This window comes from Streptomyces sp. NPDC002623 (genome assembly GCF_053592635.1).
This window is the reverse complement of sequence record NZ_JBSFWB010000021.1, coordinates 78,293-101,332: the sequence shown is the minus strand read 5'-3', so window position 1 is coordinate 101,332 and position 23,040 is coordinate 78,293. Positions and strand designations below refer to the sequence as shown.

Genomic DNA, 23,040 nt, shown 5'->3' with positions numbered 1-23,040 from the left:
TCTCCGAGGGGTCGGTCCGTCCCGGCCGTGGCGAAGCAGCACGGCCGGAGCGGAGATGAGGGGCCGTCGGGTCAGGACCGCGGGGTGAGGATGGACCAGACGATCGCGGCGCCGAGCGCGAGCGCTGTCAGGGCGTAGCCGGCCTGCGCGCACGGCGTGTTGTGCATGGGGACCTGGCCCTCGATGCTGTCCTCGTCGTCGGCCACCAGGTCGGCCCAGACTCGTTTCCCCCAGCGGAACGTGTCGTAGCCCCACTGCTGCGAGACAGCGTCGACGAGTGCCAGACCTCGCCCGTGCTCGGTGTCGTCTCCCGCGTCCGCCAAGACGGGCATGGCGCGGCTCCGGTCGATGACGGCCACCCTGACACGGTCGGCCCCGACCCGGCAGACGGTCACGCGCATACAGTCCGCGCGGGCATGGTTCACCGTGTTGGCGGCCAGCTCGGAGACAACCAGCTCGGCAGCCTCGACGAGCCTGGGGAGCTGCCAGCGCGAGAGAGCGTCACGAACAAGCCGACGGGCGACCGGCACGGACTCCGGCTCCCGGGGCAGAACCTCGGAGATCATCAGCAGGCCGTCCGAGGGCGTCGACGGTGCCACCGACGGGTGGTGGGTATGGGGAACAGAGCCCATGTGACGCGGCCTCCCAATAGGCTCGATTCAGGGACACCACGACCGTACGAAGTCAGAGCGTGACCCTGAAGTGACCGCGAGTACGGGTGGTTTACCTGAAACCGCCGGGATTGGACTTCCCATGCGGCCAAGCACGCGACGAACCCTGACCGCTGGTACGGGTATGGCCCAGCGGCCCCGATCCGGCCTGCTCAGCGGGTACGTCCTCCGGGTGATCCGCGAGCAGCAGGGCTACACGCAGGAGGAGGCCGCCGAGCATCTGAAGGTGGCCCTGGACACGATCGCCGGATGGGAGAGCGGCCGGCGCCCTCTGACGTCCGTAACCGTCGGCCAGATACTCGGCATGCGCCACCGACTGATGCGAACGGGTACCTCGCCCACTCTGCTCCAGGCCCTCGAGCGCGCCTTGGAGGCGGATGTCCTCCTCGCGTACGCACTCGACGAGGAGGCAACGGCCGAGGGCAACCCCCTCGGCGCGGTGGTCATGCAGCGCGAGTTGGCCGAGGTTCTGGCCTGGCCGCTCAATGGTGTGCCGCCGCGTACGGTCCGCGCGCTGCCCGTGCCGCCGCGGCCGAGGCGGGGGCCGGCCCCCGCCGGGCCTGATCTGACCGCCGCCGAACGGGCCAGGTTCTTCGTGCAGATGCGCCGCACCGCAGAGCAGGCACGCGGTCCGGGTCACTTCCTTTTGCGCCGTCAGGCTCTCTACCTGTCCGGGTACGACCAGCAGGCCGACACCGGGGACTGGCTCGCTCAGCAGCAGCGCACCGAGCGGCCGAACGACTGGCTCACGGGGTGGCTGATCGAGCGCAGTGTCGCCGCTGTCGCGGCCCGCCAGGGTGACCGCGCGCGCATGGCGTACTTCATCGACCGGGCGCTCCAGGACGACGAGGCAGGAGAGGCGGCGAACTTGGCCTACTGGGCGTACTGGATCGGCGAGACCAGCGTCCCCCAGCTCTCGGACGACTTCATCGCGGACGACTCCCTCGGCCCGTGGCACGGGGGCCGACTCCTCGCCCACCTGGTCGAGGGCATCGCGCCCGCGCATGGCTACGTGGATCTCAACATCCATTCCGTGTGGTCGCTGCTCCAGGTACGCCCCGACCTGTTGCGGTCGGGGGCCGCTGCACGTGCCCTACGCGAACGCCTGCCGGTGATGTTGGATAACCGGGAGCTCTCGTCCCGTGGCAGGCGCGAGCTGGAGAGCATCCGTTATGCAATCCGCCTCGCCGAGGCGTGAGAGGAGACCGCAGGTGTCCGACGACCTTTCTCCGGTGGCGAAGTTCCTGTTCGAGGCCGGGACGCTCAAGCACACGGCCCGCACCGGGTGGTGGATGGCGGGCGTACGCCAGCCCGAGACGGTCGCCGAACACTCCTGGCGGACCTCGCTGATCGCCTCGGTCATCGCGGTGATGGAAGGCGCCGACCCGTCCCGCGCCGCGCTTCTCGCGGTCTGGCACGACACAGGCGAGACCCGTACCGGCGACGTCAACCACCTCGGGAAGAAGTACACCGAGGGAGAGGCCGACCCGAGGGACATCGCCGCGGACCAGGTCGCCGGTATGCCTGCGGCCGTCGCTGAGGCGGTGACGGAGATCATCGGCGTATACGAGGCCCGCGACACCCTGGAAGCCGACTGCGCCCGGGACGCTGACAAGCTGGAGTGCATGATCCAGGGAATCGAGTACCGAGACCAGGGATACGCGAACGCTCAGCGCTGGATCGACAACTCCCGCGGCCGGATCACGACCAAGTCCGGGCAGGCCCTCGCGGATGCCGTCCTCGCGACAGGCTCGCTCGACTGGCTGCGCTCGGCCCTCGGCGAGCAGCCGCGCTGACCTGCCGTACCCGGGCCGCCGGACACCGGGCACTCGGGCCGGTGTCCGATCCTCCCGCCGAGTACCGGCGGCTGCTGTGGCTGCAGGACGAGGTCGTCGCACCGGCCTGGCCGAGGCGGCGTGACCTACAGCGACAAGACACCGCGGCGGTCAGTGCCTCGATGGAGGGTGCAGCGATCGCCGAGAAGTCGGAAGTGCCCAGAGCCGGACTTGAACCGGCACGCCCGCGAAGGGGCAGCGAGGTTTAAGCTCGCCGTGTCTGCATTCCACCATCTGGGCAGGCCGATGGGCTCCGCTTGAGCTTCCGACCCTATCGGGATCCGTCCCTCGAACAGCGGAACGGTGGACCGATGTTGTCTTATTTTATTGACGTCTGAGGGTGCATCAGCACATGGAACTCGCCATCTGCACTTGCCAGTAGCCTCGCGCGCGGCAACCGCTTGCGTATGCGGAATGACGGAATTTCACCGTACGAACGAGGGTGCTCCACCGGTTCTTGACGAACCGCCTCCCGAGTCGACTCCCGAACCGTCCCTCAGGGATCGGGGTCATCCCCAGGTATGACACGGCGGCACTCGGTCCGCCTCGAGTCTGCCTTCAGAACCGGGACAGCGACTGACTACACGGCGGCTGACGGCCGGGACGATGGTTCACGTCTCCAGGAGACACATCGCCGTACCCACTCCACCGTCCCGACAGGAGCACGTTTCCGTGACGACCACCCCGCTCGCCGACCGGACCACCGCTGTGGCCGCACGTGCCACGGACCTGTCGAAGATCTACGGACAGGGCGAGACCCAGGTGGTCGCCCTCGACCGGGTCTCGGTCGACTTCAAGCAGGCCGAGTTCACCGCGATCATGGGGCCCTCCGGCTCCGGCAAGTCCACGCTGATGCACTGCGTCGCCGGCCTCGACAGCTTCTCCTCCGGCTCCGTGCGCATCGGCGACACCGAGCTCGGCTCGCTGAAGGACCGCCAGCTCACCAAGTTGCGCCGGGACAAGATCGGGTTCATCTTCCAGGCGTTCAACCTGCTGCCGACGCTGACGGCGATCGAGAACATCACCCTCCCGATGGACATCGCGGGCCGGAAGCCGGACAAGGACTGGCTGGAAAACGTCATCCGGATGGTGGGGCTCGCCGACCGGCTCGGCCACCGGCCCTCGCAGCTCTCCGGAGGCCAGCAGCAGCGCGTGGCCGTCGCCCGCGCCCTGGCCTCCCGGCCGGACATCATCTTCGGCGACGAGCCGACCGGAAACCTCGACTCGCGCTCGGGCGCCGAGGTGCTGGGCTTCCTGCGCAACTCCGTGCGGGAGCTGGGCCAGACGGTGGTCATGGTGACCCATGACCCGGTGGCCGCGGCGTACGCGGACCGGGTGGTGTTCCTCGCGGACGGCCGGATCGTCGACGAGGTGTACGGGCCGACGGCCGACTCGGTCCTCGACCGGATGAAGCAGTTCGACGCCAAGGGCCGCACCAGCTGACCTCCGACACGAATCGCTTCAGGACTTCGATCCAGGACTGAGAAAACACACATGTTCCGTACCGCCTTGCGCACTGTGCTCGCGCACAAGGCCCGGCTCCTGATGACCGTGCTCGCCGTGATGCTCGGCGTGGCCTTCGTGTCGGGGACCCTGGTCTTCACCAACACCCTCTCCAACGCCCTCCAGAACAGCTCAGCCAAGGGCTTCGACCATGTCGACGTCGCCGTCACCCCCGGGTACCAGCCGGACGTCGGCGATCGCATCGTCAAGAACCCCGAGCTGACCCAGGCCATGGTGGAGCAGAGCGCGAAGGTCCCGGGCGCCGCGTCCGCGATCGGCGTCGTCAGCGGCTTCACCGCCATCGCCGACAAGGACGGCAAGCTCATCGGCGGCGGCTTCCAGTCGCAGGGCGGCAACTACTGGGGCGAGAAGGACGTCCGGTACCCGCTCGTCTCCGGGCACGCGCCGAACGGCAAGGACGAGGTCGTCATCGACGCGAAGACGGCCGAGCGGGGCGGGTACGAGGTCGGCGACACCGTGCGGCTCTCCGTCGACGGCCCCGTCCTCACCCCGAAGATCACCGGCGTCTTCACCACGGACGACGGCAACGTCGCCGCCGGCGGCAGCCTCGCCCTGTTCGACACGCCGACCGCGCAGACCCTGTTCGGCAAGGTCGGCACCTTCGACGAGATCGACGTGCAGGCCGCGGCCGGCACCTCGCAGAGCGCGCTGCAGTCCGCGCTGGCCGCCGCGCTGCCGAAGGACAAGGTCGAGACCGTCACCGGCGAGGAGCTCGCCGACGACCAGGCGGTGGCGATCGCCGCGTCGATGAGCGGGCTGAAGTCGGGGCTGCTGGTCTTCGCCGGCATCGCGCTGTTCGTCGGCACCTTCATCATCGCCAACACCTTCACCATGCTGGTCGCCCAGCGCACCAAGGAGCTCGCGCTGATGCGGGCCGTCGGCGCCTCCCGGCGGCAGGTCACGCGGTCGGTGCTGATCGAGGCGTTCGTCGTCGGCACGGTCGCCGGGGTGACCGGGCTGGTCGCCGGCATCGGGATCGGCGCGGGGCTGCGCTCGCTGCTGGGCACGCTGGGGGCGACCGTCCCCGACGGTCCGCTCATCGTCTCGTCCGGCACGGTCGCCGCCGCCCTGGTCGTCGGCGTCGTCATCACCATGCTGGCGGCCTGGCTGCCCGGCCGCCGGGCCGCGAAGATCCCGCCGGTCGCCGCGATGAGCAGCGTGCACGCCGCCGCGACGACCAAGTCGCTGGTGCTGCGCAACACGCTGGGCGCGCTGTTCTCCGGGGCGGGCGTCGCCGTGGTCCTGGCCGCGACGACGATGGACGGCTCCGACGGCCAGGCCCCCATGGGCATCGGCGCGGTCCTGCTCATCATCGGCGTGTTCATCCTGACCCCGCTGCTGTCCCGTCCGCTGATCGCGGCCTCCGCGCCCGTCCTGCGGGTCTTCGGGGTGTCCGGCAAGCTGGCCCGGCAGAACTCGGTGCGCAACCCGCGCCGCACGGCGGCCACGGCCTCCGCGCTGATGATCGGCCTGACCCTGATCACGGGCATGACGGTGATGGCGGGCAGCCTGCAGCAGAGCATCGACAAGATGGCGTCCTCCGCGATCAAGGCCGACTACGTCGTGTCGATGGCGAACGGCAACGAGCTCTCCGCGGACATCGACGAGAAGCTGAAGGCCACCGACGGGGTGACCGCCACCAGCCCGATGCGCAACGGGCCCGCCCGTATCGACGGCACGACCGAGTACCTCACCGGCGTCACCGGCTCCACCATCGGCGAGCTGACCGACCTCAAGGTCGACGACGGCGCGTTCAAGGTGGACGGCTCCCATGTCGTCGTCGACGACGTCATGGCCAAGACCCATGGCTGGAAGGCCGGTTCGACGTTCACGGCGAACTACGAGGACGGCAAGAAGCAGCAGCTGACGGTCGCCGGGGTCTACCAGGGCAACGAGCTGATCCAGGGCATCCTCGTCGACAACTCGGCCCTCACCCCGCATCTGGCGGAGCCGACCGACATGCAGGTCATGGTCAAGACGTCCGGCGGCGCCTCCGACGGCACGAAGGACCGGCTGGAGAAGGCCCTGGGCGCGAACCCGGCCATCAAGGTGCAGAGCAAGCAGGACCTCTCCAACGAGATCGCCAAGATGTTCACCCTGCTGCTGAACATGCTCTACGGGCTGCTCGCGATGGCCGTGATCGTCGCCGTCCTCGGTGTCATCAACACGCTCGCGATGTCGGTCTTCGAGCGCTCCCAGGAGATCGGCATGCTGCGGGCCATCGGCCTGGACCGGCGTTCGGTCAAGCGGATGGTCCGTCTGGAGTCGCTGGTGATCTCGCTCTTCGGCGGGGTGCTCGGCATCGGCCTGGGCGTGTTCTTCGGCTGGGCGGCCGGTGAGCTGGTCGGCACGAAGATGCCCACGTACGAACTCGTCCTGCCCTGGGGCCGGATGCTCCTGTTCCTGGTGCTGGCCGCCGCGGTGGGCATCCTGGCGGCCCTGTGGCCGGCCCGGCGCGCGTCCCGCCTGAACATGCTGGCGGCGATCAAGTCGGAGTAGCCGCGGACCGGTCGGGGCCCCGTCGCGAGCTGCGGCGGGGCCCCTTCGCGTGTGCCGTTCCGTCAGTTCCAGGTGCGGGAGCGCAGGGGCATCGCGGAGTCGCCCGACTCGGGGGTGCGGACCGCCAGGACCTGGTTGACGCCGATGCGGTTGCGTTCGAAGGCGAGGGCGGAGGCGGCCATGTAGAGCCGCCAGACCCGGGCACGGCCGGGGCTGGTCAGCTGCACGGCCCGCCGCCAGTCGGCCTCCAGGCGGGCGACCCAGCGGCGCAGGGTGAGGGCGTAGTGCTCGCGGATCGACTCGACGTCACGGACCTCGAAGCCGGCCCGTTCGAGGTGGCCGACCGTGGTGCCCACGGGGGCGAGTTCGCCGTCCGGGAAGACGTAGGCGTCGATGAACGAGTCCAGGTCGTACGCGGACTCGTCGCTGTGCGGGCGGCGGGCGATCTGGTGGTTGAGCAGCCGGCCGCCCGGCTTCAGGAGCGCGAACAGGACCTGCGCGTACTCCAGGTACTTCGCGGAGCCGACGTGCTCGGCCATGCCGATGGAGGAGATCGCGTCGTAGGGCCCGTCGGCGACGTCCCGGTAGTCCTGGACGCGGATCTCGACCTTGTCGGTGAGCCCGGCGTCGGCGACGCGCTTGCGGGCGTACGCCGCCTGCTCCTGGGAGAGGGTGATCCCGACGACGTCCGCGCCGTGCTCGCGGGCCGCGTGGATCGCCAGCGAGCCCCAGCCGCAGCCGACGTCCAGCAGCCGGCGTCCGGGGGCCAGGTCCAGCTTGCGGCAGACGAGTTCGAGCTTGTCGCGCTGGGCGAGTTCGAGGGTGCTGTCCGCGGACTCCCAGTAGGCGCACGAGTAGACCATGGACGGGCCGAGGACGAGTTCGTAGAAGTCGTTGCCGACGTCGTAGTGGTGGCTGATGGCGCGTCGGTCGGTGCGTCGGGTGTGCAGATGCCCGGCGCGGCGGACCTCCTCGCGGGGCGGGGCGGGCGGCAACGGGGGCCCGGCGAGCTTCAGCAGGCCCCGGACGGCCGCCCTGACCTCCGGGTCGCGCAGCGCCTGGGCGAGCGTGCGAGCGTCCTCCCCGCGCTCCCAGACGAGGCCGGAGACGAGGTCGAGGGCCTGGTACAGGTCCCCCTCGATCTCCAGGTCGCCGGCCACCCAGGCGCGGGCGAGACCCAGTTCGCCGGGCTTGAAGAGGAACCGGCGCAGGCCTCTTCGGTTGCGTACGACCAGGGTCGGCGCGTCGGGCGGACCGGCCTGCGAACCGTCCCAGGCGCGGACGCGCACCGGGAGCGGGACTCCCAGCAACTGTTCGACGAGGGCATGGAGCCGCGGCGCGGCGTCAGCCATGATGCACACCTCCGTGATGGTGATCCCGGAATGTCCTGTCACCACACGTAAACACGGAAGGCCACGGAGTCCAGTCCCGCGCGCCCGTCACGACACGGCAAAAAACATGCACACGACACGGGTCGCCGGAGGCGGGGACGGACGGGAGCGCCCCGCGAACGCCGAAGGGGCCGCCCGCACCACGGATGGCGGGAGGCCCCTTCGGGGGTGTTCAGCTGTTCAGCAGGGTGTTTCGGCGACCGCAGGTCAAGAGGCCTTGGCCTTCTCGGTCTCGGTCTTCTCGGCGGCCGGCTTCGCGGCGACGGGCGCCGGAGCAGGCTTCGCGGCCTCGTAGAACTCCTCGCGCGGGGACTCCAGCGCACCCAGCGCCACGACCTCGCGCTTGAGGAACATGCCGAGCGTCCAGTCGGCGAAGACGCGGATCTTGCGGTTCCAGGTCGGCATCGCCATGCCGTGGTAGCCACGGTGCATGTACCACGCCAGCCGGCCCTTGACCTTGATCTTCATCTTGCCCATGACGATCATGGCGACGCCCTTGTGGAGGCCGAGGCCCGCCACCGCGCCCTTGTTGGCGTGCGCGTACTCCTTCTGCGGGAAGCCCCGCATACCGGAGATCACGTTGTCGCCGAGGACCTTGGCCTGACGGAGCGCGTGCTGCGCGTTCGGCGGGCACCAGGCGTTCTCGACGCCGGCCTTGCGGGCGGCGACATCGGGGACCTGGGCGTTGTCGCCGGCGGCCCAGATGTAGTCGGTGCCCTGGACCTGGAGGGTGGAGGCGGTGTCGACGTGACCACGCGGGCCCAGCGGGAGGCCGTAGCGGCTCAGGACCGGGTTCGGCTTGACGCCGGCCGTCCACACGATCGTGTTGGAGTCGACCTCCAGCCCGTTCTTCAGCACGACGTGGCCGTCGACGCAGGAGTCCATCGAGGTGGAGAGGTAGATCTCCACGCCGCGGCTCTCCAGGTGCTCCTTGCCGTACTGGCCGAGCTTGGGGCCGACCTCGGGAAGGATCTTGTCGGCGGCGTCGACGAGGATGAAGCGCATGTCCTCGCGGGACACCGTCTTGTAGTACTTGGCCGCGTCGCGGGCCAGGTCCTCGACCTCACCGATGGTCTCCGCACCGGCGAAGCCGCCGCCGATGAAGACGAAGGTGAGCGCCTTGCGGCGGATCTCCTCGTCGGTCGTGGAGTCGGCCTTGTCGAGCTGCTCGAGGACGTGGTTGCGCAGGCCGATGGCCTCCTCGACGCCCTTCATGCCGATGCCCTGCTCGGCGAGGCCGGGGATCGGGAAGGTGCGGGAGACCGCGCCGAGCGCGATCACCAGGTAGTCGAAGGGCAGCTCGTACGCCTCGCCGACCAGCGGCGCGACGGTGGCGACCTTGCGGTCCTGGTCGATGGTGGTGACCCGGCCGGTGAGGACCTCCGCCTTGGGCAGCACGCGTCGCAGCGGGACGACGACATGGCGCGGGGAGATGTTGCCGGCGGCGGTTTCGGGGAGGAAGGGCTGGTAGGTCATGTACGACCGGGGGTCGACGACCGTGACGGTCGCCTCGCCGTAGCGCATCTTCTTGAGAATGCGCCGAGCTGCGTACAGGCCTACGTACCCACCGCCTACTACGAGGATCCTGGGACGCTCCGTGGTGCTCATGCCATCGAGTATCCACCCGCTCCAGGGGGGTCGCTCGTGCGCCCCTTCACAAGCTTCCGGAGGGTGTGTGCTATCCTCCGCCGCTCGCGTGATCCACGTCATGGCGCGGAACGGGAACCAGCGTGTAGGGCATGGCGTTGTCAATGCCGCGTGAGCTGCCTCTCCGGGCTCGAAGGGCCTCCGTGAGGGCCCCGCAACACACCTTCGCAAGACCCCCGCGATACGTCCGCGCCCGCCTCTTTTGAACACGTTCACACGGGTGCCGGGGCCCCGGAAGGGTCAACGGGGACGCCCGCGTCCTCCGACAGGGCCGAATTCCTTGTGAAGAACTTCACGAACTTTTCCGACGGGGTGTCGTGGAGAACCGTTTCGGGCCTTCACGACGACCCTTCCGGCACGCTCAAACGTCATTCGACCTGCTCAGCAGAGTAGCCCGCCCGCCCTGGTCCGGCAGGGGTTTCACCGACGCCCGGCGCGGCGACAACAGCAGTACGAAACGAGCGCGCAGGTACCACAGTGGGGGGCTGAGTACCGTGGCCGAGGATCGATCCGACGCGAACACGCGCGACGGGGGCTGGTTCGCCGGAGGCAACCAGGCGGCGTGGATCGGCGCCGTGGGCGTCCTGCTCGCCGCCCTGATCGGCGTCGGAGTGCCCCTCCTGCTCTCCTCCGGGGACGACGACGGAGGCGGGACCGCCGCGCCCACCACACCGACGACCACGACCGCCGCCGAGGCCCCCGGGCCCGGGTCGACACCGCCCCCGGCGTCCCCGTCCCCGCCCTCGGCCACGCCGACTCCCTCCCCGACCGCGGCGGGAAGCGAGCGCTGGCACGGCACGCTGACGTTCGACTCGCAGAGCAAGGAACTGGACGAAGGACAGCCCGTCACCCGCAACTATCAGGCGGGCGACCTCGAGATCAGCGGCTGGCGCGACCACTACTCGATCCACGGCCTGGGGACCACCGTGCTCTCGCTCTGGCCGGCCGACGCCGCCCTGCCCAGTTACACGGACTGCGCGAACACCGTCGACGCGGAGGGAGTCGAAGACCGTCCGCTCACCAAGGGCATGGTGGTGTGCGTGCGCACCAGCGAGGGGAACGTCGCCCGCCTCAGACTGGTCTCGCTCCCCGGCGAGGGCTCCAGGGGCACGTTCGACGCCGTCGTCTGGGCCGCGGAGTGATCCCTGCGCCTTCCCGCCGCCCTATGCCCTCCCACCGCCCTACGCCTTCCCGACGTCCTCCGCCACCTTGAACGCGATGCCGTCGAGGATGTCGTGCTCGCTCACCACGACCTCCTCCGCGCCGATCCGCTCCATGATCGACAGCAGGACGAGCGCGCCCGCCGCGATCACGTCCACCCGGCCCGGGTGCATCGACGGGACCGCCGCGCGCTCGGCGTGGGTGGAGTGCAGCAGCCACTCGGTGATCTCGCGGACCCTGTCGTGGGAGACCCGGGAGTGGTGGATGGCCGCCGAGTCGTACTCGGGGAGGTTCTGCGCGATCGCCGAGACCGTCGTGACCGAGCCGGCCAGACCGACCAGCGTGCGCGCCTCGCGCAGCGGGACGCTCTCCTCGGCGAGGTCGAGCGCGGCCTCGATGTCGGCGCGCATCGCGGCGATCTGCTCCCGCGTGGGCGGGTCGGTGATCTCCCCGTCCACGACCAGGTGCCGTTCGGTCATCCGCACACAGCCGACGTCGACCGAGCGGGCGGCCCGCACTTGCTCGTCGCCCACGACGAACTCCGTCGAGCCGCCGCCGATGTCCACCACCAGGTAGGGCTGCACGAGGTCCGCGCGGCCCTTGAGCTCCTTCGTGGCCCCGGCGAAGGAGAACTCGGCCTCCTGGTCGCCGGTGACGACCTCGGGTTCGACGCCCAGGATGTCGAGCACCCCGCGCACGAAGTCGTCGCGGTTCTCCGCGTCCCGGGAGGCGGAGGTGGCGACGAAGCGCAGCCGCTCCGCGCCGAGCTCCTTGATGACGGCCGCGTACTCCCGGCAGGCCGCGAAGGTCCGCTCCAGCGCCTCGGGAGCGAGCCGCCCGGTGCGGTCCACCCCCTGGCCGAGGCGGACGATGATCATGCGCCGGTCCAGGTCGACGAGCTCGCCGGTCTCCGGGTCGACGTCGGCGACGAGGAGGCGGATGGAGTTCGTACCGCAGTCGATCGCGGCGACGCGGGTCATAGTGGGATGCCCTTCTGTATTTCAGCCCGTCCGGCGATTGAGGACGAGGCCGTTCAGGCCGAAAGCGGGGGCCTGGGGGCGGCAGCCCCCAAAGACGGCACGGTAGGAGACGGTCACTGCTCAGCGGCGAGCGTCACGCAAGCACCCTTGCGCCACCACTCCGGCAGCATCGCCAGCGCCTCGTCGCCGAGCGGGTTCACGCCCGGCCCGGCGGCCAGCGAGTGCGCCACCAGCACGTGCAGGCACTTCACCCGGTCCGGCATGCCGCCCGCACTGGGGAAGTTCTTCAGCTCCTCGATCTCGTCCCGGCGCCGGATGTAGTCCTCGTGCGCGGCACGGTAGGCGGCGGCGAGCTCCGGGTCGGTCGCCAGCCGGTCCGTCATCTCCTTCATCACGCCGTTGGCCTCCAGCGTGCCGATCGCCGAGTTGGCCTTCGGGCACGTCAGGTAGTACAGCGTCGGGAAGGGGGTGCCGTCGGGCAGGCGCGGCGCGGTCTCGACGACGTCCGGCTGTCCGCACGGGCAGCGGTGCGCGATCGCGCGCAGGCCGCGCGGCGGGCGTCCGAGCTGCTGCTTGAAGGCCTCGACGTCCGCGTCGGTGGGCTCGGTGCGCGGGGTGGTCGGCGGGGCAGTTTCCATGCCGGTACGAAAATCTCTCTGTCAGTTCAATGCTGTCACTGGTGTCGCTGATATCGCTGATATCGCTGGTGTCACTGGGAGGCGGCGTCCGACTTGTCGACGCCGTCCCAGACGTTCGAGTACCAGGGGCGGTCGGCCGCCCCGAGGTCGGCGCGCGACTGCTTGGCCGCGTCCGGGTCGATCACGACGTAACCGGTCTCCCCGGGCAGGACGTAGTGCAGCCGCAGCCGGATCTGCTGCTCGGCGTACGCGTCGTCCTGCCAGCGTGCCTTGAGGTCGCGCAGCTGCTCGACGCGCTCGCTGGCCTGCTGCTTCTCGCGTTCCAGGTCGGCGATGTCGGCGCGCTGGGAGACGTACTGGCGCATCGGGTAGGCCAGGGCCACGATCAGTGTGCACAGGACGAGCGCCAGCAGGGCCGCACGGCCGGTGAGGCGGGAGCGGCGGGCCTGGCGCTTGGTCTGGGAGCGGTAGACCCGGGCCGCGGTCTGCTCGCCGAGCAGCTTGATCCTGGTCGCGGTGGAGAAACGGTCCCGGTCCTTCACGGCCATGGGTCTTCCCCGCCTCCCGCTCTCACACGTGCGTACGTCCCCGCACACGGTACGGGACCGGGTACGGGGACGTACGTACGACGCCTCTTACGGAGCGACGGGTCAGCCCTTGAAGCTCAGCCCTTGAAGCGGGGGAACGCGCTGCGGCCGGCGTACACCGCCGCGTCGTCGAGGATCTCCTCGATGCGCAGCAGCTGGTTGTACTTGGCGACGCGGTCCGAGCGGGCCGGGGCGCCGGTCTTGATCTGACCGCAGTTCACGGCGACGGCGAGGTCGGCGATGGTGACGTCCTCGGTCTCGCCGGAACGGTGGGACATCATGCACTTGAAGCCGTTGCGCTGGGCGAGCTCGACGGCGTCCAGGGTCTCGGTCAGCGAGCCGATCTGGTTCACCTTGACGAGCAGGGCGTTCGCGGAGCCCTCCTCGATGCCGCGGGCCAGGCGCTCGGGGTTGGTGACGAACAGGTCGTCGCCGACGATCTGGACCTTGTCACCGATCTTCTCGGTGATGACGTTCCAGCCGGCCCAGTCGTCCTCGTACAGCGGGTCCTCGATGGAGACCAGCGGGTACGCGGAGACGAGCTCCTCGTAGTACTCGGTCATCTCGGCGGCCGAGCGGGACTTGCCCTCGAACTCGTACTTGCCGTCCTTGTAGAACTCGGACGCGGCGACGTCGAGCGCGAGCGCGATCTGCTCGCCGGGGATGTAACCGGCCTGCTTGATGGCCTCGACGATGAGGTCGAGGGCGGCGCGGTTGGACTCCAGGTTCGGGGCGAAGCCGCCCTCGTCGCCGAGGCCGGTGGACAGGCCCTTGGTCTTCAGCACCTTCTTGAGGGTGTGGTAGACCTCGGCGCCCCAGCGCAGGGCCTCGGAGAAGGACTCCGCGCCGATCGGGGCGATCATGAACTCCTGGATGTCCACGTTGGAGTCGGCGTGCGAGCCGCCGTTCAGGATGTTCATCATCGGCACCGGCAGCAGGTGCGCGTTGGGGCCGCCCAGGTAGCGGAACAGCGGCAGGTCGCTGGCCTCGGAGGCGGCGTGGGCCACGGCGAGCGAGACGCCGAGGATGGCGTTGGCGCCGAGGGAGCCCTTGTTGTCGGTGGCGTCCAGGTCGAACATGGCCTGGTCGATCAGGCGCTGCTCGGTGGCGTCGTAGCCGACGAGCTCCGGGCCGATCTGCTCGATGACGGCGAGGACGGCCTTCTCGACACCCTTGCCGTGGTAGCGGTTCGGGTCACCGTCGCGGAGCTCGATGGCCTCGAAGGCACCGGTGGAGGCGCCGGACGGAACGGCGGCACGACCCGTGCTGCCGTCGTCGAGGCCGACCTCGACCTCGACCGTGGGGTTGCCTCGGGAGTCCAGGATTTCCCGGGCTACGACGACGTCGATGGACGGCACGAGCATCTCCTTCTTGGGATGTGACGCTGGTTGTGCGGGGCAGGTGGGCCGTGACGGGCCCGCGCTGAGCCTTGCGACTAGAGCCTAACCGCCTTCGGGGCGTCGGCAGCCGACCGACCGCCCCGTGGACAAACTGACCGTACTCATTGTTCACGCACGGAACAAAGGGCGCGGTCGCCAAAGACCAACAGGAAGTTGCCAACCGGCAAAGGAAACAGGCAAGAGGAACGGGAGGCGGGGGGACGGGGGACGGGGGACGGGCAAAGAGAAACCCCGCTCCGGTGCGTACGGGGGAACACGCACCGGAGCGGGGGGCCCGTGGGGACGGGGGGTGACCCTCACGAGGTCTTCAGTGTGCGGGCCTCACCTGGGAGGGCGCTGTGACTTCCCTGAGAGCCGGATGTCACTTCGGGAGCCGGAGCCCGACCCAGGAGCCGCAGCTCACTTCAGGTGCAGCTGCTGGCCCGGGTAGATGAGGTCGGCGTCGTCGACGATGTCCTTGTTCAGCTCGAACAGCTTCTGCCAGCCGCCGGCGACCTTGTGCTTCTCGGCGATGGAGCTGAGGGTGTCGCCCTTGACGACCTTGTACTCGCCGTCGCCCTTCTCGACCTTCTTGCCGGTCGGGGTGGTGACCGTCTTGGAGGCGGCCGGTCGGTCGGTCGAGCGGGAGGCGCTCTGCTCCTCGGTCGAACGGGTGCTGGTGCTGTTCGACGAGCTGGAGGAGCTGGAGCCGGAGCTGGAGCCGGAGCTGGTGGAGTCGGCGCTGCCGCCGTTGTAGGCGGCGCTGGACAGGCCCGTGCCGCAGACCGGCCAGGCGCCCTTGCCCTGGCCCGCGAGGACCTTCTCGGCGACGGTTATCTGCTGCGTCTTGGAGGCCTGGTTGGCCTGCGCGGCGTACTGCGTGCCGCCGTACGCGGCCCAGGTGGAGGCGGAGAACTGCAGACCGCCGTAGTAGCCGTTGCCGGTGTTGATGGACCAGTTGCCGCCGGACTCGCACTGGGCGACCGCGTCCCACTCGGCGGCGGTGGCGGCGGAGGCGTTGCCGGCCGCCATCAGCGGGGCGGCGATGGCGACGCCGGTGACGCCGGCGAGCGTGGCGACGCGGGTGGCCTTGGACGGACGACGGTGCTTGCCCTTACCGGAAAACAGCATGGTGGATCCCCTCACCGACGCCTGCGAGGTGAGCTGTCGGGTTCGGGCCGTGTGAGTTGCCCGGCCACTCCTCCAGGGGAGGCGTGGCTTCACCCCAAGCCGGATCCGGCGTCAACCGCCGGTCCCGGCACTTACCTTGGGTCCCCCGCTCCTGCCTACGGCGCTTGACGCGACGACTGTTCCCGGGCGGCCGCTGGCAGGACTCGGCGTTGCGACGACCGGGGCTCGGATTGCCGAGCGGCCTTGACCGTAGCCACGTGATCCGCGGAATTTCAAAGACGATCAGGGCTTCTGAGACTCATCCCACACTTTCACCAAACCGGACATTCCGGAGCGAAGTGTGACGTGAACTCCCGGCGTTTTTCGGTGCGTTCCTGCCCTATTGGACCGCTGTGTCGAGGGTCTGACCGGTGACGATGTCGCTCGGGTCGGCACCGATGAGGTCCCTGTTCTCGGCATAGAGGGCCTGCCATCCGCCGTCGATGCCAAGGGAGTCGGCGATGGAGACGAGGGAGTCGCCTTCCTGGACGACGTAGGTGACCGCGGCGTGCCGACCGGCGGAGGCGGCGGAGACGCCGTCCACTGCGGCGTCGCTCGCCGCGGTGTCGGTCGCGCCGGTGGCGCTCTTCGTCGTGGGGGTCGCACTCTCGTCGGCGGTGGCGCCGCGGTGCTTGCCGGAGCCGAGGGAGCCGGTGTCGACGAGGCTCCAAGAGCCCGCATCCTGGACCGACTTGTCCGAGTAGCCCGAGTCGTCCGCTTCCGAGGTCGCCGAGGGAGAGCCGTCGGTCCCGGCGGGATCGTCAGCGGTGGAGGACGAAGGGGATGAAGGCGACGAAGGGGACACCGAAGGCGAACTCGATGAATCCACTGACGAGTCGGACGACTCGGACGATCCCGCCGAACTGTCGTCGGTGCTCGACGAGCCCGAAGAGTCCGAGGAGCTCGATGAATCCGAGGAGTCGCCGTCCAGCCCCTTGGGCAGATCGGACGATCCGGACGACGAAGACGTGTCGGACGAGTCGTCCGCCACGCCGGTGTCCACGTCCAGCGCGCCGTTCTCCTGGGTGAGCCCGGAGGTCAGCCCGCAGGTGCCCCACGCGCCGACGTTCTCGGCGGCGAGCAGTTTCTGCGCGACGGCGATCTGCTGGTTGCGGCTGGCCAGGTCGGGGCTCGTCGCGTAGTCGAGTCCGCCGTACGTCTCCCATTCCTTCTGGGTGAGGCTCAGGCCGCCGTACTCGCCGCCCTTGGCGGCGCTCCACGAGCCGCCGGTCTCGCACTGTGCCACCTTGTCCCACACCGTGCCGTCGGCGGCGCTCGCGCCGGAGGCGGCCAGCAGCGGGATGGCGATGGCGGACCCGGTCACTCCGGCTGCGACGAGGAGGGCCGGAGCCTGACGGGGGCGACGGTGACGACCGTTCCCGGAGAGCATGCGAGGGCCTTTCTCTGGACAGCAGTGACCGGCGCGACGGGTGCGACTGACGCGTCGCGCTGACGAGTGAACGTATCGGCACACGATCACTTGTCACAAGTTAATGCCGCGCAGATCACGTGAAGATCACAGACTTGAGGGTCGGTCACCTTTGCTTCGCCGAATGGTCACACTCCGGCTGACATCCGATCAGATACGCACGGAAGTGAACTCGACCGGGAGCGTCCGCAGTCCGCGCATGATGAGCCCGCCACGCCACCTCAACTGGGCCGGGTCCACGGCCAGTCGGAGGTCGGGCAGCCGGGTGAGCAGGGCAGCCAGCGCGGTCTGGCCCTCCAGCCGGGCCAGCGGGGCGCCCAGGCAGTAGTGGATGCCGTGGCCGTAGCCGAGGTGTTGATTGTCACGGCGGGACAGGTCGAGGCGGTCGGGGTCGGCGAAGCGGGCCGGATCACGGTCGGCGGCCGCCAGCACGACGAGGACGGGGTCGCCCTGCGCGATGTCCTGCCCGCCGATGCTGAGCGGCTCGGTCGCGAACCGCCAGGTGGCGAGCTCCACGGGGCCGTCGTAGCGCAGCAGTTCCTCGACGCCGGTCTCCAGGAGGGTGCGGTCGCCGTCGTCCTCGGTCAGCGACCGCTGGAGACGTTCGCGCTGCTCGGGGTGGGTGAGGAGGGCGTAGGTGCCGTTTCCGATGAGGTTGACGGTCGTCTCGAAGCCCGCGAACAGAAGGATGAAGGCCATCGCCGCGGCCTCGTTCTCGGTGAGGTGCTCGCCGTGGTCGGAGGCGCGGATGAGGCCGGAGATGAGGTCCTCGCCGGGCGCGGGCTCGGCCGGCAGCTCCGCGCGCTTGCGGTGGATGAGCTCCAGCAGATAGCCGCGCATCTTCTTCACCGACCGCGCGACACCGCCCCGGGGCCCTCCGCCGTGCCGGATCATCATCCCGGCCCAGTCGCGGAAGTCGTCCTGGTCCTCGCGGGGGACGCCCAGGAGGTCGCAGATGGCGTAGATGGGGAGCGGGAAGGCGAAGTCGTGGATGAGGTCGGCCTCGCCGTTCGCCGCGAACCGGTCGATGAGCTGATCCGTCAGCTCCTGCACCCGTGGCGCGAACTCGGCGACCCGACGGGGTGTGAACGCCTTGCTGACGAGCCGGCGCAGCCGGGTGTGGTCCGGCGGGTCGATGTTCAGCAGATGCGTCATCAGCTCGGCCTTGCGCTCACCGGGGATGCCGGTCTTGCCCTTGGCGTGCGCGGGTTCGTCGTGATGCGCGGGGTTCTTGGAGAGCCGCTGGTCGGCGAGCGCCTGCTTCGCGTCCCCGTACCGCGTGACCAACCAGGCCTCGACACCGCTGGGCAGTTCGGTCCGGTGCACGGGCGCGTGCTCACGGAGCCAGGCGTAGGCGGGGTAGGGGTCGGTGGCGAACTCCCAGGTGAAGAGTTCCGGGGCGGGCGGGGCGGGCGGGGCGTCGGCCGTGGGGTGGGGCTGGTTGGTCACTCCTCGACGGTAGCGGTGTTCACGGTGAGCGCCTCGCCGCGGTGTTCGGGGTGAGCGCCTCGCCGCGGTTCGGGGTGAGCGCCTCGTCGGCCTTGCGGTACGGCCTCCCCCGCGCTCCGCGACCGGCTCAGGAGCCCGCCCGACTAGTCCTCCACCCCTTCGACAACCCTGATCGCGTCCCGGTAGGCCCGGGCCGCCGCCCGCAGCGCCGCCTCCGGATCCACGCCCTCCGCCTCCGCCCGGGCCGCCAGGGCGAGCAGCTCGTAGCCGATGCCGTCGGAGGCCGGGAGGGGCACCTCCAGTCCTGCCGTCCGCACGCGCGAGGACAGCTTCGCCGCCAGTGCGAGGCCCGGCTGGCCGAGGGGGACGCCGTCCGTCACCGACTTCCGCTGCTTCTCTATCGCCTTCGTGCGCAGCCAGTGCGCCTTGACCTCCTCCGGGGTCGTGGCCGTCTCGTCGCCGAAGACATGGGGGTGGCGGTGAACGAGCTTGGCGACGATCGTGCCCGCGACGTCGTCGACGGAGAACGGGGAGTCCGGGTCCTCCTCCGCTATACGGGAGTGGAAGACGACCTGGAGCAGGACGTCGCCCAGTTCCTCGCGGAGTTCGTCGCGGTCGCCGTCCTCGATCGCCTCGACGAGTTCGTAGGCCTCCTCGATGCCGTACTTGGCGAGGCCCTTGTGGGTCTGCTGCGACGACCACGGGCACTCGGCGCGGATGCGGTCCATGACCTGGACGAGGTCGAGGAGCCGGGCGCCGGGGAGGTCGTAGGAGGCGGGGAGCAGCTCCAGCTCGGGCATCGCCACGCGGCCGGAGCCGGCCAGCCGGGCCAGGCCGTCGGTGAGGGCCGGTTCGCCCTCGCCGGTCGCCACGACCACCACCGTGCCGCCGTCGGCACAGGCGGCGACCAGCTCTTCGGCGGTCGGGGAGATCTCCTCGACCGCAAGCCCCGCGTCCCGCAGATAGGGCAGCTGCGGATGCGCGCCGTCCGCGCACAGCACCCGGTCCGCCGCGCGCAGCGTCTGCCAGGCGGGCCAGGACAGCAGGCCGGGGGCGACACGATGGCTGGTGGTGAGCAGGACGACGCGGCCGGGGGCGTCGGCGGCGGCGGAGCTGGTTGCGTTCACACCTCGAACGTAACCCACGCCACCGACAGCCCCGCGATCATTCGTACGGACGTTCCCTCACGTCGTCGTCTGCGTCCCCGGCGCGGTGATCTCCCGTACCCAGGGCGTCTTCGCGTCGACGCGGGCCACCTTCTGCGCGTCCCAGTTGCCGTAGCGCGGGTTGAGGTCGACGCCGAGTGCCTTGGACGCCTTGGACAGGGCGCTCCAGAAGGCCGGCTGGCTGGTGTCCGTGCCGAGGTCGGTGGCGAGTTTCTGCGCCTCCAGCTGGAGGCGCAGGTTGTCGTCGAGACGCTGCGGCGGGATGCCGTACTGCTGGAGCCATGCCGTCTCCAGGCCCTTCGCGCCGCCCGCCTGCTGTTCCAGGCCGGCCCGCAGCGCCTGGACCTCGCGGGGGGTGACGGTCACGCCCGCGTCCTCGGCCGCTCGGTGCAGCACCCGGTCCAGGACCATGCCGTGCAGGGTGTCCCGGGTGAGGGTGCCGGTCTGGGCGATGGCCTGCGCGTACTGCGCGTCGTCGGTGACCGCGGCGCGCTGGGCCGTGCGCACCTCGTTCACCCGGCTCTCCAGCTGGGCGACGGTGATCCGCTGGCCGCCCACGACGGCCGCCGCGCCGGGATGCGCGTCGTTCCCGCAGGCGGTCAGGAGAGGGGCTGCCGCGATCGCGGCGGACAGCAGGAGCGCGGTGCGACGACGACGGCGGTGCAAGGAAGCCTCCCGAGGAGATTGTGCGACGGTGCACAAAGTCTTGCGGTGATCGATGGTAGGCAGTGGTGCGGCTGGGGCCAACCCATTCGACCAACGATTCACCAGGACTTCCCGCACCGCCGCGCCCCACGGGTGGTGCGGTTCAGCCGATGATGGCGACCGGGGCGTCCCACGCGTCGCGGTCCACGGTGATCGTGTAGCCGCCGCGGGTCTCCTTGCTGTTGACCATGTACTGGTGGCCCCGACTGTGGTTCGTGTACTGGGTGGCGCCCCACGGCCAGTCCGTGGTCGTGGTGTTCTTGTTGTCCCACAGCGCGTACCACAGGTTGCCCGGCAGGTCCGTCTTGTTCGTGGCGGTGGCGATCGCCTTGGCGCTGGAGCTGCTGAAGCCGTAGTAGCCGGCGCGGTACGTCTTGGCGCGCAGCGTCTTGGTGAAGGAGCGCACATACGTCAACACGGCGTCGTTGCACGCCTTGTCGGTGATGTCGTAGGGCTCCATGTCGAGGTAGATCGGGCTGCCGGCCTTCATGCCGAGCGCGGCGGACTTCGCGACCGCGTCCGCGCCGTCGGTCGCGCCGAGGGAGGCGGCCGTGGCGGCGGTGAGCTTCTCGGGGCTGGAGCCGGTCTGGCAGGACGGCTGGGCGCCGACGTAGATCGGGATGAGCTTCATACCGGTCGCGTTGACCGACTTCACCCAGGAAGCGGTCAGGTTGGGCTGCGCGCAGCCCCGGTTCTTGCCGCCGACGTAGACGGCCGCGGCGCCGTAGAAGCCGTTGCTCTTCCATGCCTTCATCGCGGCCAGCGAGGGCGCGGTGCAGGTGTCGAAGGCAGTGCCGGTGTACGTCTTCTGCGCGGGCCAGGCGGTGGCCGCCATCGAGGTCTGCGCGGCTATCCCGGCCCCCGCGAGGACGGCCGCGCCGGCCACGCCCCACGTGATGTATCTGCGCTTTCTGGACTGCCGGTGCTCGGCCATCCCCACCCCATCGTTCGTGTGTGTCTTCGTGCGTGCCGCACGGAAGTCCCCTGCTCCGGAGCGACGATACGGTCTCGACTCGACGTACGGCACCGGAAACGGATCGCACCGTAACCCGCGGCACCCCTGCACTCGGGAAACACGGGTCCCGCAGAGCGACAAGATTCACTCATGTCACAGTAAAGAAGCGGGGCCCTGGCATGAGCTGACCGTGTCCTACTCTTGCCCCCTGCTGACTTGGGGGGCGACACATGACGATGCCGACGACGGCTACGACGGCGACGGGCTCGGAGAGACGGCTCGAGGCCGGCTGGTTCCAGCGGCTCGCCTGGGTGGTCCTGGTGTGGGTCTCGCTGGGCTTCCTGGTCTGGGTGCCCTTCCTGTACGTGGCGATCCGCCGCAGGCTCGCCTCCGACTGGGCGGCCTTCGCCTCGTTCACGCTGTACGAGTGCGTGGTCCTGGTCTGGGCGACGGTCTCGGACAACGACGACGGTGACCTCGTCCTGGGCATCACCGTGATGGTGACCCTGCTGACCGCGACGATGCTGCTGCTGTTCGCGATGTTCGACAAGAGGGCCTGGACGACGGGCCCGTCGACAGGCCTGGCGACCGGCCCGGCGTACGGGACGGGCCAGCCGAACCCGTACCAGCAGGGATACCCGTACGGGCAGTAGCGCGCCGCCTCAGCCCGCGTGGAAGCGCTCCGGCGCCTTCGTCGGGTTGCCGCCGGTGGGGAGTCGCTGGTCGGGACAGGTCGTCAGGACCTTCTCCATCGCGGACTTCTCCGCCGCACTGACCCACAGCTCGTACTTCTTCTTCACGGCGACCTGCGCCGCGACGTACGTGCACCGGTAGGCCTTGTTGGGCGGCAGCCACGTCGCGGTGTCGCCGTCCCCCTTGGAGCGGTTGGTGCTCGCGTCGACGGCCAGGAGGTTGAGCGGGTCGTTGGCGAGGGCTATCCGCTTACTGGCGTCCCAGTACTTGGCGCCCTTCTGCCAGGCGTCGGACAGGGCGACGACATGGTCGATGTCGACCTTGCTGCTGCCACGCCGATAGGTCACGCCCTTGCCGGAGTACGGGTCCGACTCCAGCACGCCGTAGGACACCTTGCAGGTGCCGCCGGTGTACTTCACCTCCTCCAGGTCTCGCTTGAGTATGTCGTCACGGGTGTCACACGAGTTGGAGTCGGTGTCCGCCCAGGCGGAGCCGAACTTGTTCCGCTCGTAGCCGGTCTTGGGGGCCCGCCCCTTCACGGTCAGCGACTCGGCCGCCGCGAGAGCGGCGCCGCCGCTCGCCGACCCGCCGCCCGCCGTTGGCCCCGCGCCGGTGGAACCGGAGCCGGTGGTCTGCTCGGTGCAGCCGGCCGCCGTCGCGGCACACATCAGTACGACGGCAGCCGCCGCCCCACCCCTCAGACGCTTCACGCGCCCCTCCCCTTGCCCGCCCCGCTGCCACCCCGCACAGGGCGGATTCCCCCGACGGCGTCTCGCACACACAGTAGCGAGGGGGCGCGCGGAGGCAGCCGGGAGGTCCAGACCACAACCCGCTCAAGTGGGCATCTCTCGCATCCCGGGAATATCGTCAGTGGAGAGTCACCCCCGGAAGGAGCTCTGGATGGGCATCTTCGACAGGTTCAAGAGCAACAAGGCGGCACAGGGCAAGGCCAGGGACATGTCCGACGCCGCGGAGAAGCAGATCAACGAGAAGACGGGCAACAAGTACGAGTCCCAGGTCGACTCCGGGCAGCAGAAGCTGCACGAGCGGCTCGGTATGGACGAGGACCGGCCCGACAAGCCCTAGCCTGCCTGCCCGAACCTCGACTCCACCCGTGGGCGCCGACCGGCGTCACCCAGCGCGTTCAAGGCCGTCCGCAGA

At 69.8% G+C, this 23,040-nt stretch carries 21 protein-coding genes, 1 tRNA gene and 1 riboswitch; of the genes, 7 read left to right on the top strand and 15 right to left on the bottom strand.

Annotation, left to right across the window (positions count from 1 at the left end; translation table 11 throughout):
* Positions 1-71 precede the first annotated feature (71 nt).
* Positions 72-632: an ATP-binding protein gene (locus tag ACWD4O_RS32335; protein ID WP_451285325.1), complete on the bottom strand. Its 561-nt coding sequence runs from the start codon at positions 630-632 to the stop codon at positions 72-74.
* Positions 633-795: 163 nt separating this feature from the next.
* Here ACWD4O_RS32335 and ACWD4O_RS32330 point away from each other — a divergent pair, with 163 nt between their 5' ends.
* Both ACWD4O_RS32330 and ACWD4O_RS32325 read left to right on the top strand, forming a co-directional pair.
* Positions 796-1,869: a helix-turn-helix domain-containing protein gene (locus ACWD4O_RS32330; RefSeq protein ID WP_451285323.1), complete on the top strand. Its 1,074-nt coding sequence runs from the start codon at positions 796-798 to the stop codon at positions 1,867-1,869.
* Positions 1,870-1,882: 13 nt separating this feature from the next.
* On the top strand, positions 1,883-2,467 hold the full coding sequence (locus tag ACWD4O_RS32325) for an HD domain-containing protein (protein ID WP_451285321.1): 585 nt from the start codon (positions 1,883-1,885) through the stop codon (positions 2,465-2,467).
* A gap of 195 nt (positions 2,468-2,662) precedes the next feature.
* Here the strand turns inward: ACWD4O_RS32325 and ACWD4O_RS32320 are convergent.
* Positions 2,663-2,746 (bottom strand) — tRNA-Leu (locus ACWD4O_RS32320).
* Positions 2,747-3,178: 432 nt separating this feature from the next.
* On the opposite strand from ACWD4O_RS32320, the gene ACWD4O_RS32315 reads away from it, so the two are divergent.
* Both ACWD4O_RS32315 and ACWD4O_RS32310 read left to right on the top strand, forming a co-directional pair.
* Positions 3,179-3,949, top strand: a complete 771-nt coding sequence (locus ACWD4O_RS32315) for an ABC transporter ATP-binding protein (RefSeq protein ID WP_351918406.1) — start codon at positions 3,179-3,181, stop codon at positions 3,947-3,949.
* Positions 3,950-4,000: 51 nt separating this feature from the next.
* Positions 4,001-6,529: an ABC transporter permease gene (locus tag ACWD4O_RS32310; protein WP_451285319.1), complete on the top strand. Its 2,529-nt coding sequence runs from the start codon at positions 4,001-4,003 to the stop codon at positions 6,527-6,529.
* A gap of 62 nt (positions 6,530-6,591) precedes the next feature.
* Here the strand turns inward: ACWD4O_RS32310 and ACWD4O_RS32305 are convergent, their stop codons facing one another.
* Entirely contained in the window at positions 6,592-7,881 is a 1,290-nt protein-coding gene (locus ACWD4O_RS32305; protein ID WP_451285317.1) for a class I SAM-dependent methyltransferase, read from the bottom strand.
* Positions 7,882-8,127: 246 nt separating this feature from the next.
* Positions 8,128-9,528: an NAD(P)/FAD-dependent oxidoreductase gene (locus ACWD4O_RS32300; protein ID WP_451285315.1), complete on the bottom strand. Its 1,401-nt coding sequence runs from the start codon at positions 9,526-9,528 to the stop codon at positions 8,128-8,130.
* 533 nt (positions 9,529-10,061) lie between these two features.
* Here ACWD4O_RS32300 and ACWD4O_RS32295 point away from each other — a divergent pair.
* Positions 10,062-10,709 carry a hypothetical protein gene (locus tag ACWD4O_RS32295; RefSeq protein ID WP_451285313.1) on the top strand — a complete coding sequence of 216 codons (648 nt, stop codon included), beginning with the start codon at positions 10,062-10,064 and terminating at the stop codon, positions 10,707-10,709.
* Positions 10,710-10,748: 39 nt separating this feature from the next.
* Here ACWD4O_RS32295 and ACWD4O_RS32290 read toward each other — a convergent pair whose 3' ends face one another.
* The 10 genes from ACWD4O_RS32290 to ACWD4O_RS32245 all read right to left on the bottom strand — a co-directional run bounded on the left by ACWD4O_RS32290 (position 10,749) and on the right by ACWD4O_RS32245 (position 21,165).
* Positions 10,749-11,708, bottom strand: a complete 960-nt coding sequence (locus ACWD4O_RS32290) for a Ppx/GppA phosphatase family protein (RefSeq protein ID WP_451285311.1) — start codon at positions 11,706-11,708, stop codon at positions 10,749-10,751.
* A gap of 113 nt (positions 11,709-11,821) precedes the next feature.
* Positions 11,822-12,346, bottom strand: coding sequence for a DUF501 domain-containing protein (locus ACWD4O_RS32285; protein ID WP_351918418.1), 525 nt, complete (start codon positions 12,344-12,346; stop codon positions 11,822-11,824).
* 71 nt (positions 12,347-12,417) lie between these two features.
* A complete protein-coding gene (locus ACWD4O_RS32280) occupies positions 12,418-12,894 on the bottom strand; it encodes an FtsB family cell division protein (RefSeq protein WP_351918420.1) in 477 nt (158 codons plus the stop codon).
* A 116-nt stretch (positions 12,895-13,010) separates the two neighbouring features.
* Complete coding sequence (eno, locus tag ACWD4O_RS32275) at positions 13,011-14,297, bottom strand: phosphopyruvate hydratase (RefSeq protein ID WP_450949677.1); 1,287 nt, start codon at positions 14,295-14,297, stop codon at positions 13,011-13,013.
* A 435-nt stretch (positions 14,298-14,732) separates the two neighbouring features.
* Entirely contained in the window at positions 14,733-15,443 is a 711-nt protein-coding gene (locus ACWD4O_RS32270) for a transglycosylase family protein (protein WP_451285308.1), read from the bottom strand.
* Positions 15,444-15,446: 3 nt separating this feature from the next.
* Positions 15,447-15,616: riboswitch (cyclic di-AMP (ydaO/yuaA leader) on the bottom strand.
* Positions 15,617-15,822: 206 nt separating this feature from the next.
* Positions 15,823-16,872, bottom strand: a complete 1,050-nt coding sequence (locus ACWD4O_RS32265; protein WP_451285307.1) for a transglycosylase family protein — start codon at positions 16,870-16,872, stop codon at positions 15,823-15,825.
* Between the two features lie 189 nt (positions 16,873-17,061).
* A complete protein-coding gene (locus tag ACWD4O_RS32260; RefSeq protein WP_451285305.1) occupies positions 17,062-18,360 on the bottom strand; it encodes a cytochrome P450 family protein in 1,299 nt (432 codons plus the stop codon).
* Between the two features lie 143 nt (positions 18,361-18,503).
* On the bottom strand, positions 18,504-19,487 hold the full coding sequence (locus ACWD4O_RS32255) for a nucleoside triphosphate pyrophosphohydrolase (protein WP_451285303.1): 984 nt from the start codon (positions 19,485-19,487) through the stop codon (positions 18,504-18,506).
* Between the two features lie 57 nt (positions 19,488-19,544).
* Positions 19,545-20,192, bottom strand: a complete 648-nt coding sequence (locus ACWD4O_RS32250) for a SurA N-terminal domain-containing protein (RefSeq protein WP_451285301.1) — start codon at positions 20,190-20,192, stop codon at positions 19,545-19,547.
* Positions 20,193-20,334: 142 nt separating this feature from the next.
* Positions 20,335-21,165: a glycoside hydrolase domain-containing protein gene (locus ACWD4O_RS32245; RefSeq protein ID WP_451285299.1), complete on the bottom strand. Its 831-nt coding sequence runs from the start codon at positions 21,163-21,165 to the stop codon at positions 20,335-20,337.
* Between the two features lie 251 nt (positions 21,166-21,416).
* Here ACWD4O_RS32245 and ACWD4O_RS32240 point away from each other — a divergent pair, with 251 nt between their 5' ends.
* Positions 21,417-21,839 (top strand): hypothetical protein, encoded by a 423-nt coding sequence (locus tag ACWD4O_RS32240; protein ID WP_398424532.1) that lies wholly within the window; start codon positions 21,417-21,419, stop codon positions 21,837-21,839.
* 9 nt (positions 21,840-21,848) lie between these two features.
* Here ACWD4O_RS32240 and ACWD4O_RS32235 read toward each other — a convergent pair whose 3' ends face one another.
* On the bottom strand, positions 21,849-22,589 hold the full coding sequence (locus ACWD4O_RS32235) for an HNH endonuclease family protein (RefSeq protein ID WP_451285297.1): 741 nt from the start codon (positions 22,587-22,589) through the stop codon (positions 21,849-21,851).
* A 190-nt stretch (positions 22,590-22,779) separates the two neighbouring features.
* Here ACWD4O_RS32235 and ACWD4O_RS32230 point away from each other — a divergent pair, with 190 nt between their 5' ends.
* Positions 22,780-22,965, top strand: coding sequence for an antitoxin (locus tag ACWD4O_RS32230; protein ID WP_451285295.1), 186 nt, complete (start codon positions 22,780-22,782; stop codon positions 22,963-22,965).
* Positions 22,966-23,040 lie beyond the last annotated feature (75 nt).

Excerpts from the sequence above, each read along its gene's own strand:
- ACWD4O_RS32270 (WP_451285308.1), bottom strand. The coding sequence starts at position 15,443 with ATGCTGTTTTCCGGTAAGGGCAAGCACCGTCGTCCGTCCAAGGCCACC.
- ACWD4O_RS32330 (WP_451285323.1), top strand. The coding sequence starts at position 796 with ATGGCCCAGCGGCCCCGATCCGGCCTGCTCAGCGGGTACGTCCTCCGG.
- ACWD4O_RS32310 (WP_451285319.1), top strand. The coding sequence starts at position 4,001 with ATGTTCCGTACCGCCTTGCGCACTGTGCTCGCGCACAAGGCCCGGCTC.
- ACWD4O_RS32280 (WP_351918420.1), bottom strand. The coding sequence starts at position 12,894 with ATGGCCGTGAAGGACCGGGACCGTTTCTCCACCGCGACCAGGATCAAG.
- ACWD4O_RS32230 (WP_451285295.1), top strand. The coding sequence starts at position 22,780 with ATGGGCATCTTCGACAGGTTCAAGAGCAACAAGGCGGCACAGGGCAAG.
- ACWD4O_RS32335 (WP_451285325.1), bottom strand. The coding sequence starts at position 632 with ATGGGCTCTGTTCCCCATACCCACCACCCGTCGGTGGCACCGTCGACG.
- ACWD4O_RS32290 (WP_451285311.1), bottom strand. The coding sequence starts at position 11,708 with ATGACCCGCGTCGCCGCGATCGACTGCGGTACGAACTCCATCCGCCTC.
- ACWD4O_RS32240 (WP_398424532.1), top strand. The coding sequence starts at position 21,417 with ATGACGATGCCGACGACGGCTACGACGGCGACGGGCTCGGAGAGACGG.
- ACWD4O_RS32265 (WP_451285307.1), bottom strand. The coding sequence starts at position 16,872 with ATGCTCTCCGGGAACGGTCGTCACCGTCGCCCCCGTCAGGCTCCGGCC.
- ACWD4O_RS32305 (WP_451285317.1), bottom strand. The coding sequence starts at position 7,881 with ATGGCTGACGCCGCGCCGCGGCTCCATGCCCTCGTCGAACAGTTGCTG.
- ACWD4O_RS32245 (WP_451285299.1), bottom strand. The coding sequence starts at position 21,165 with ATGGCCGAGCACCGGCAGTCCAGAAAGCGCAGATACATCACGTGGGGC.
- ACWD4O_RS32285 (WP_351918418.1), bottom strand. The coding sequence starts at position 12,346 with ATGGAAACTGCCCCGCCGACCACCCCGCGCACCGAGCCCACCGACGCG.
- ACWD4O_RS32300 (WP_451285315.1), bottom strand. The coding sequence starts at position 9,528 with ATGAGCACCACGGAGCGTCCCAGGATCCTCGTAGTAGGCGGTGGGTAC.
- eno (WP_450949677.1), bottom strand. The coding sequence starts at position 14,297 with ATGCTCGTGCCGTCCATCGACGTCGTCGTAGCCCGGGAAATCCTGGAC.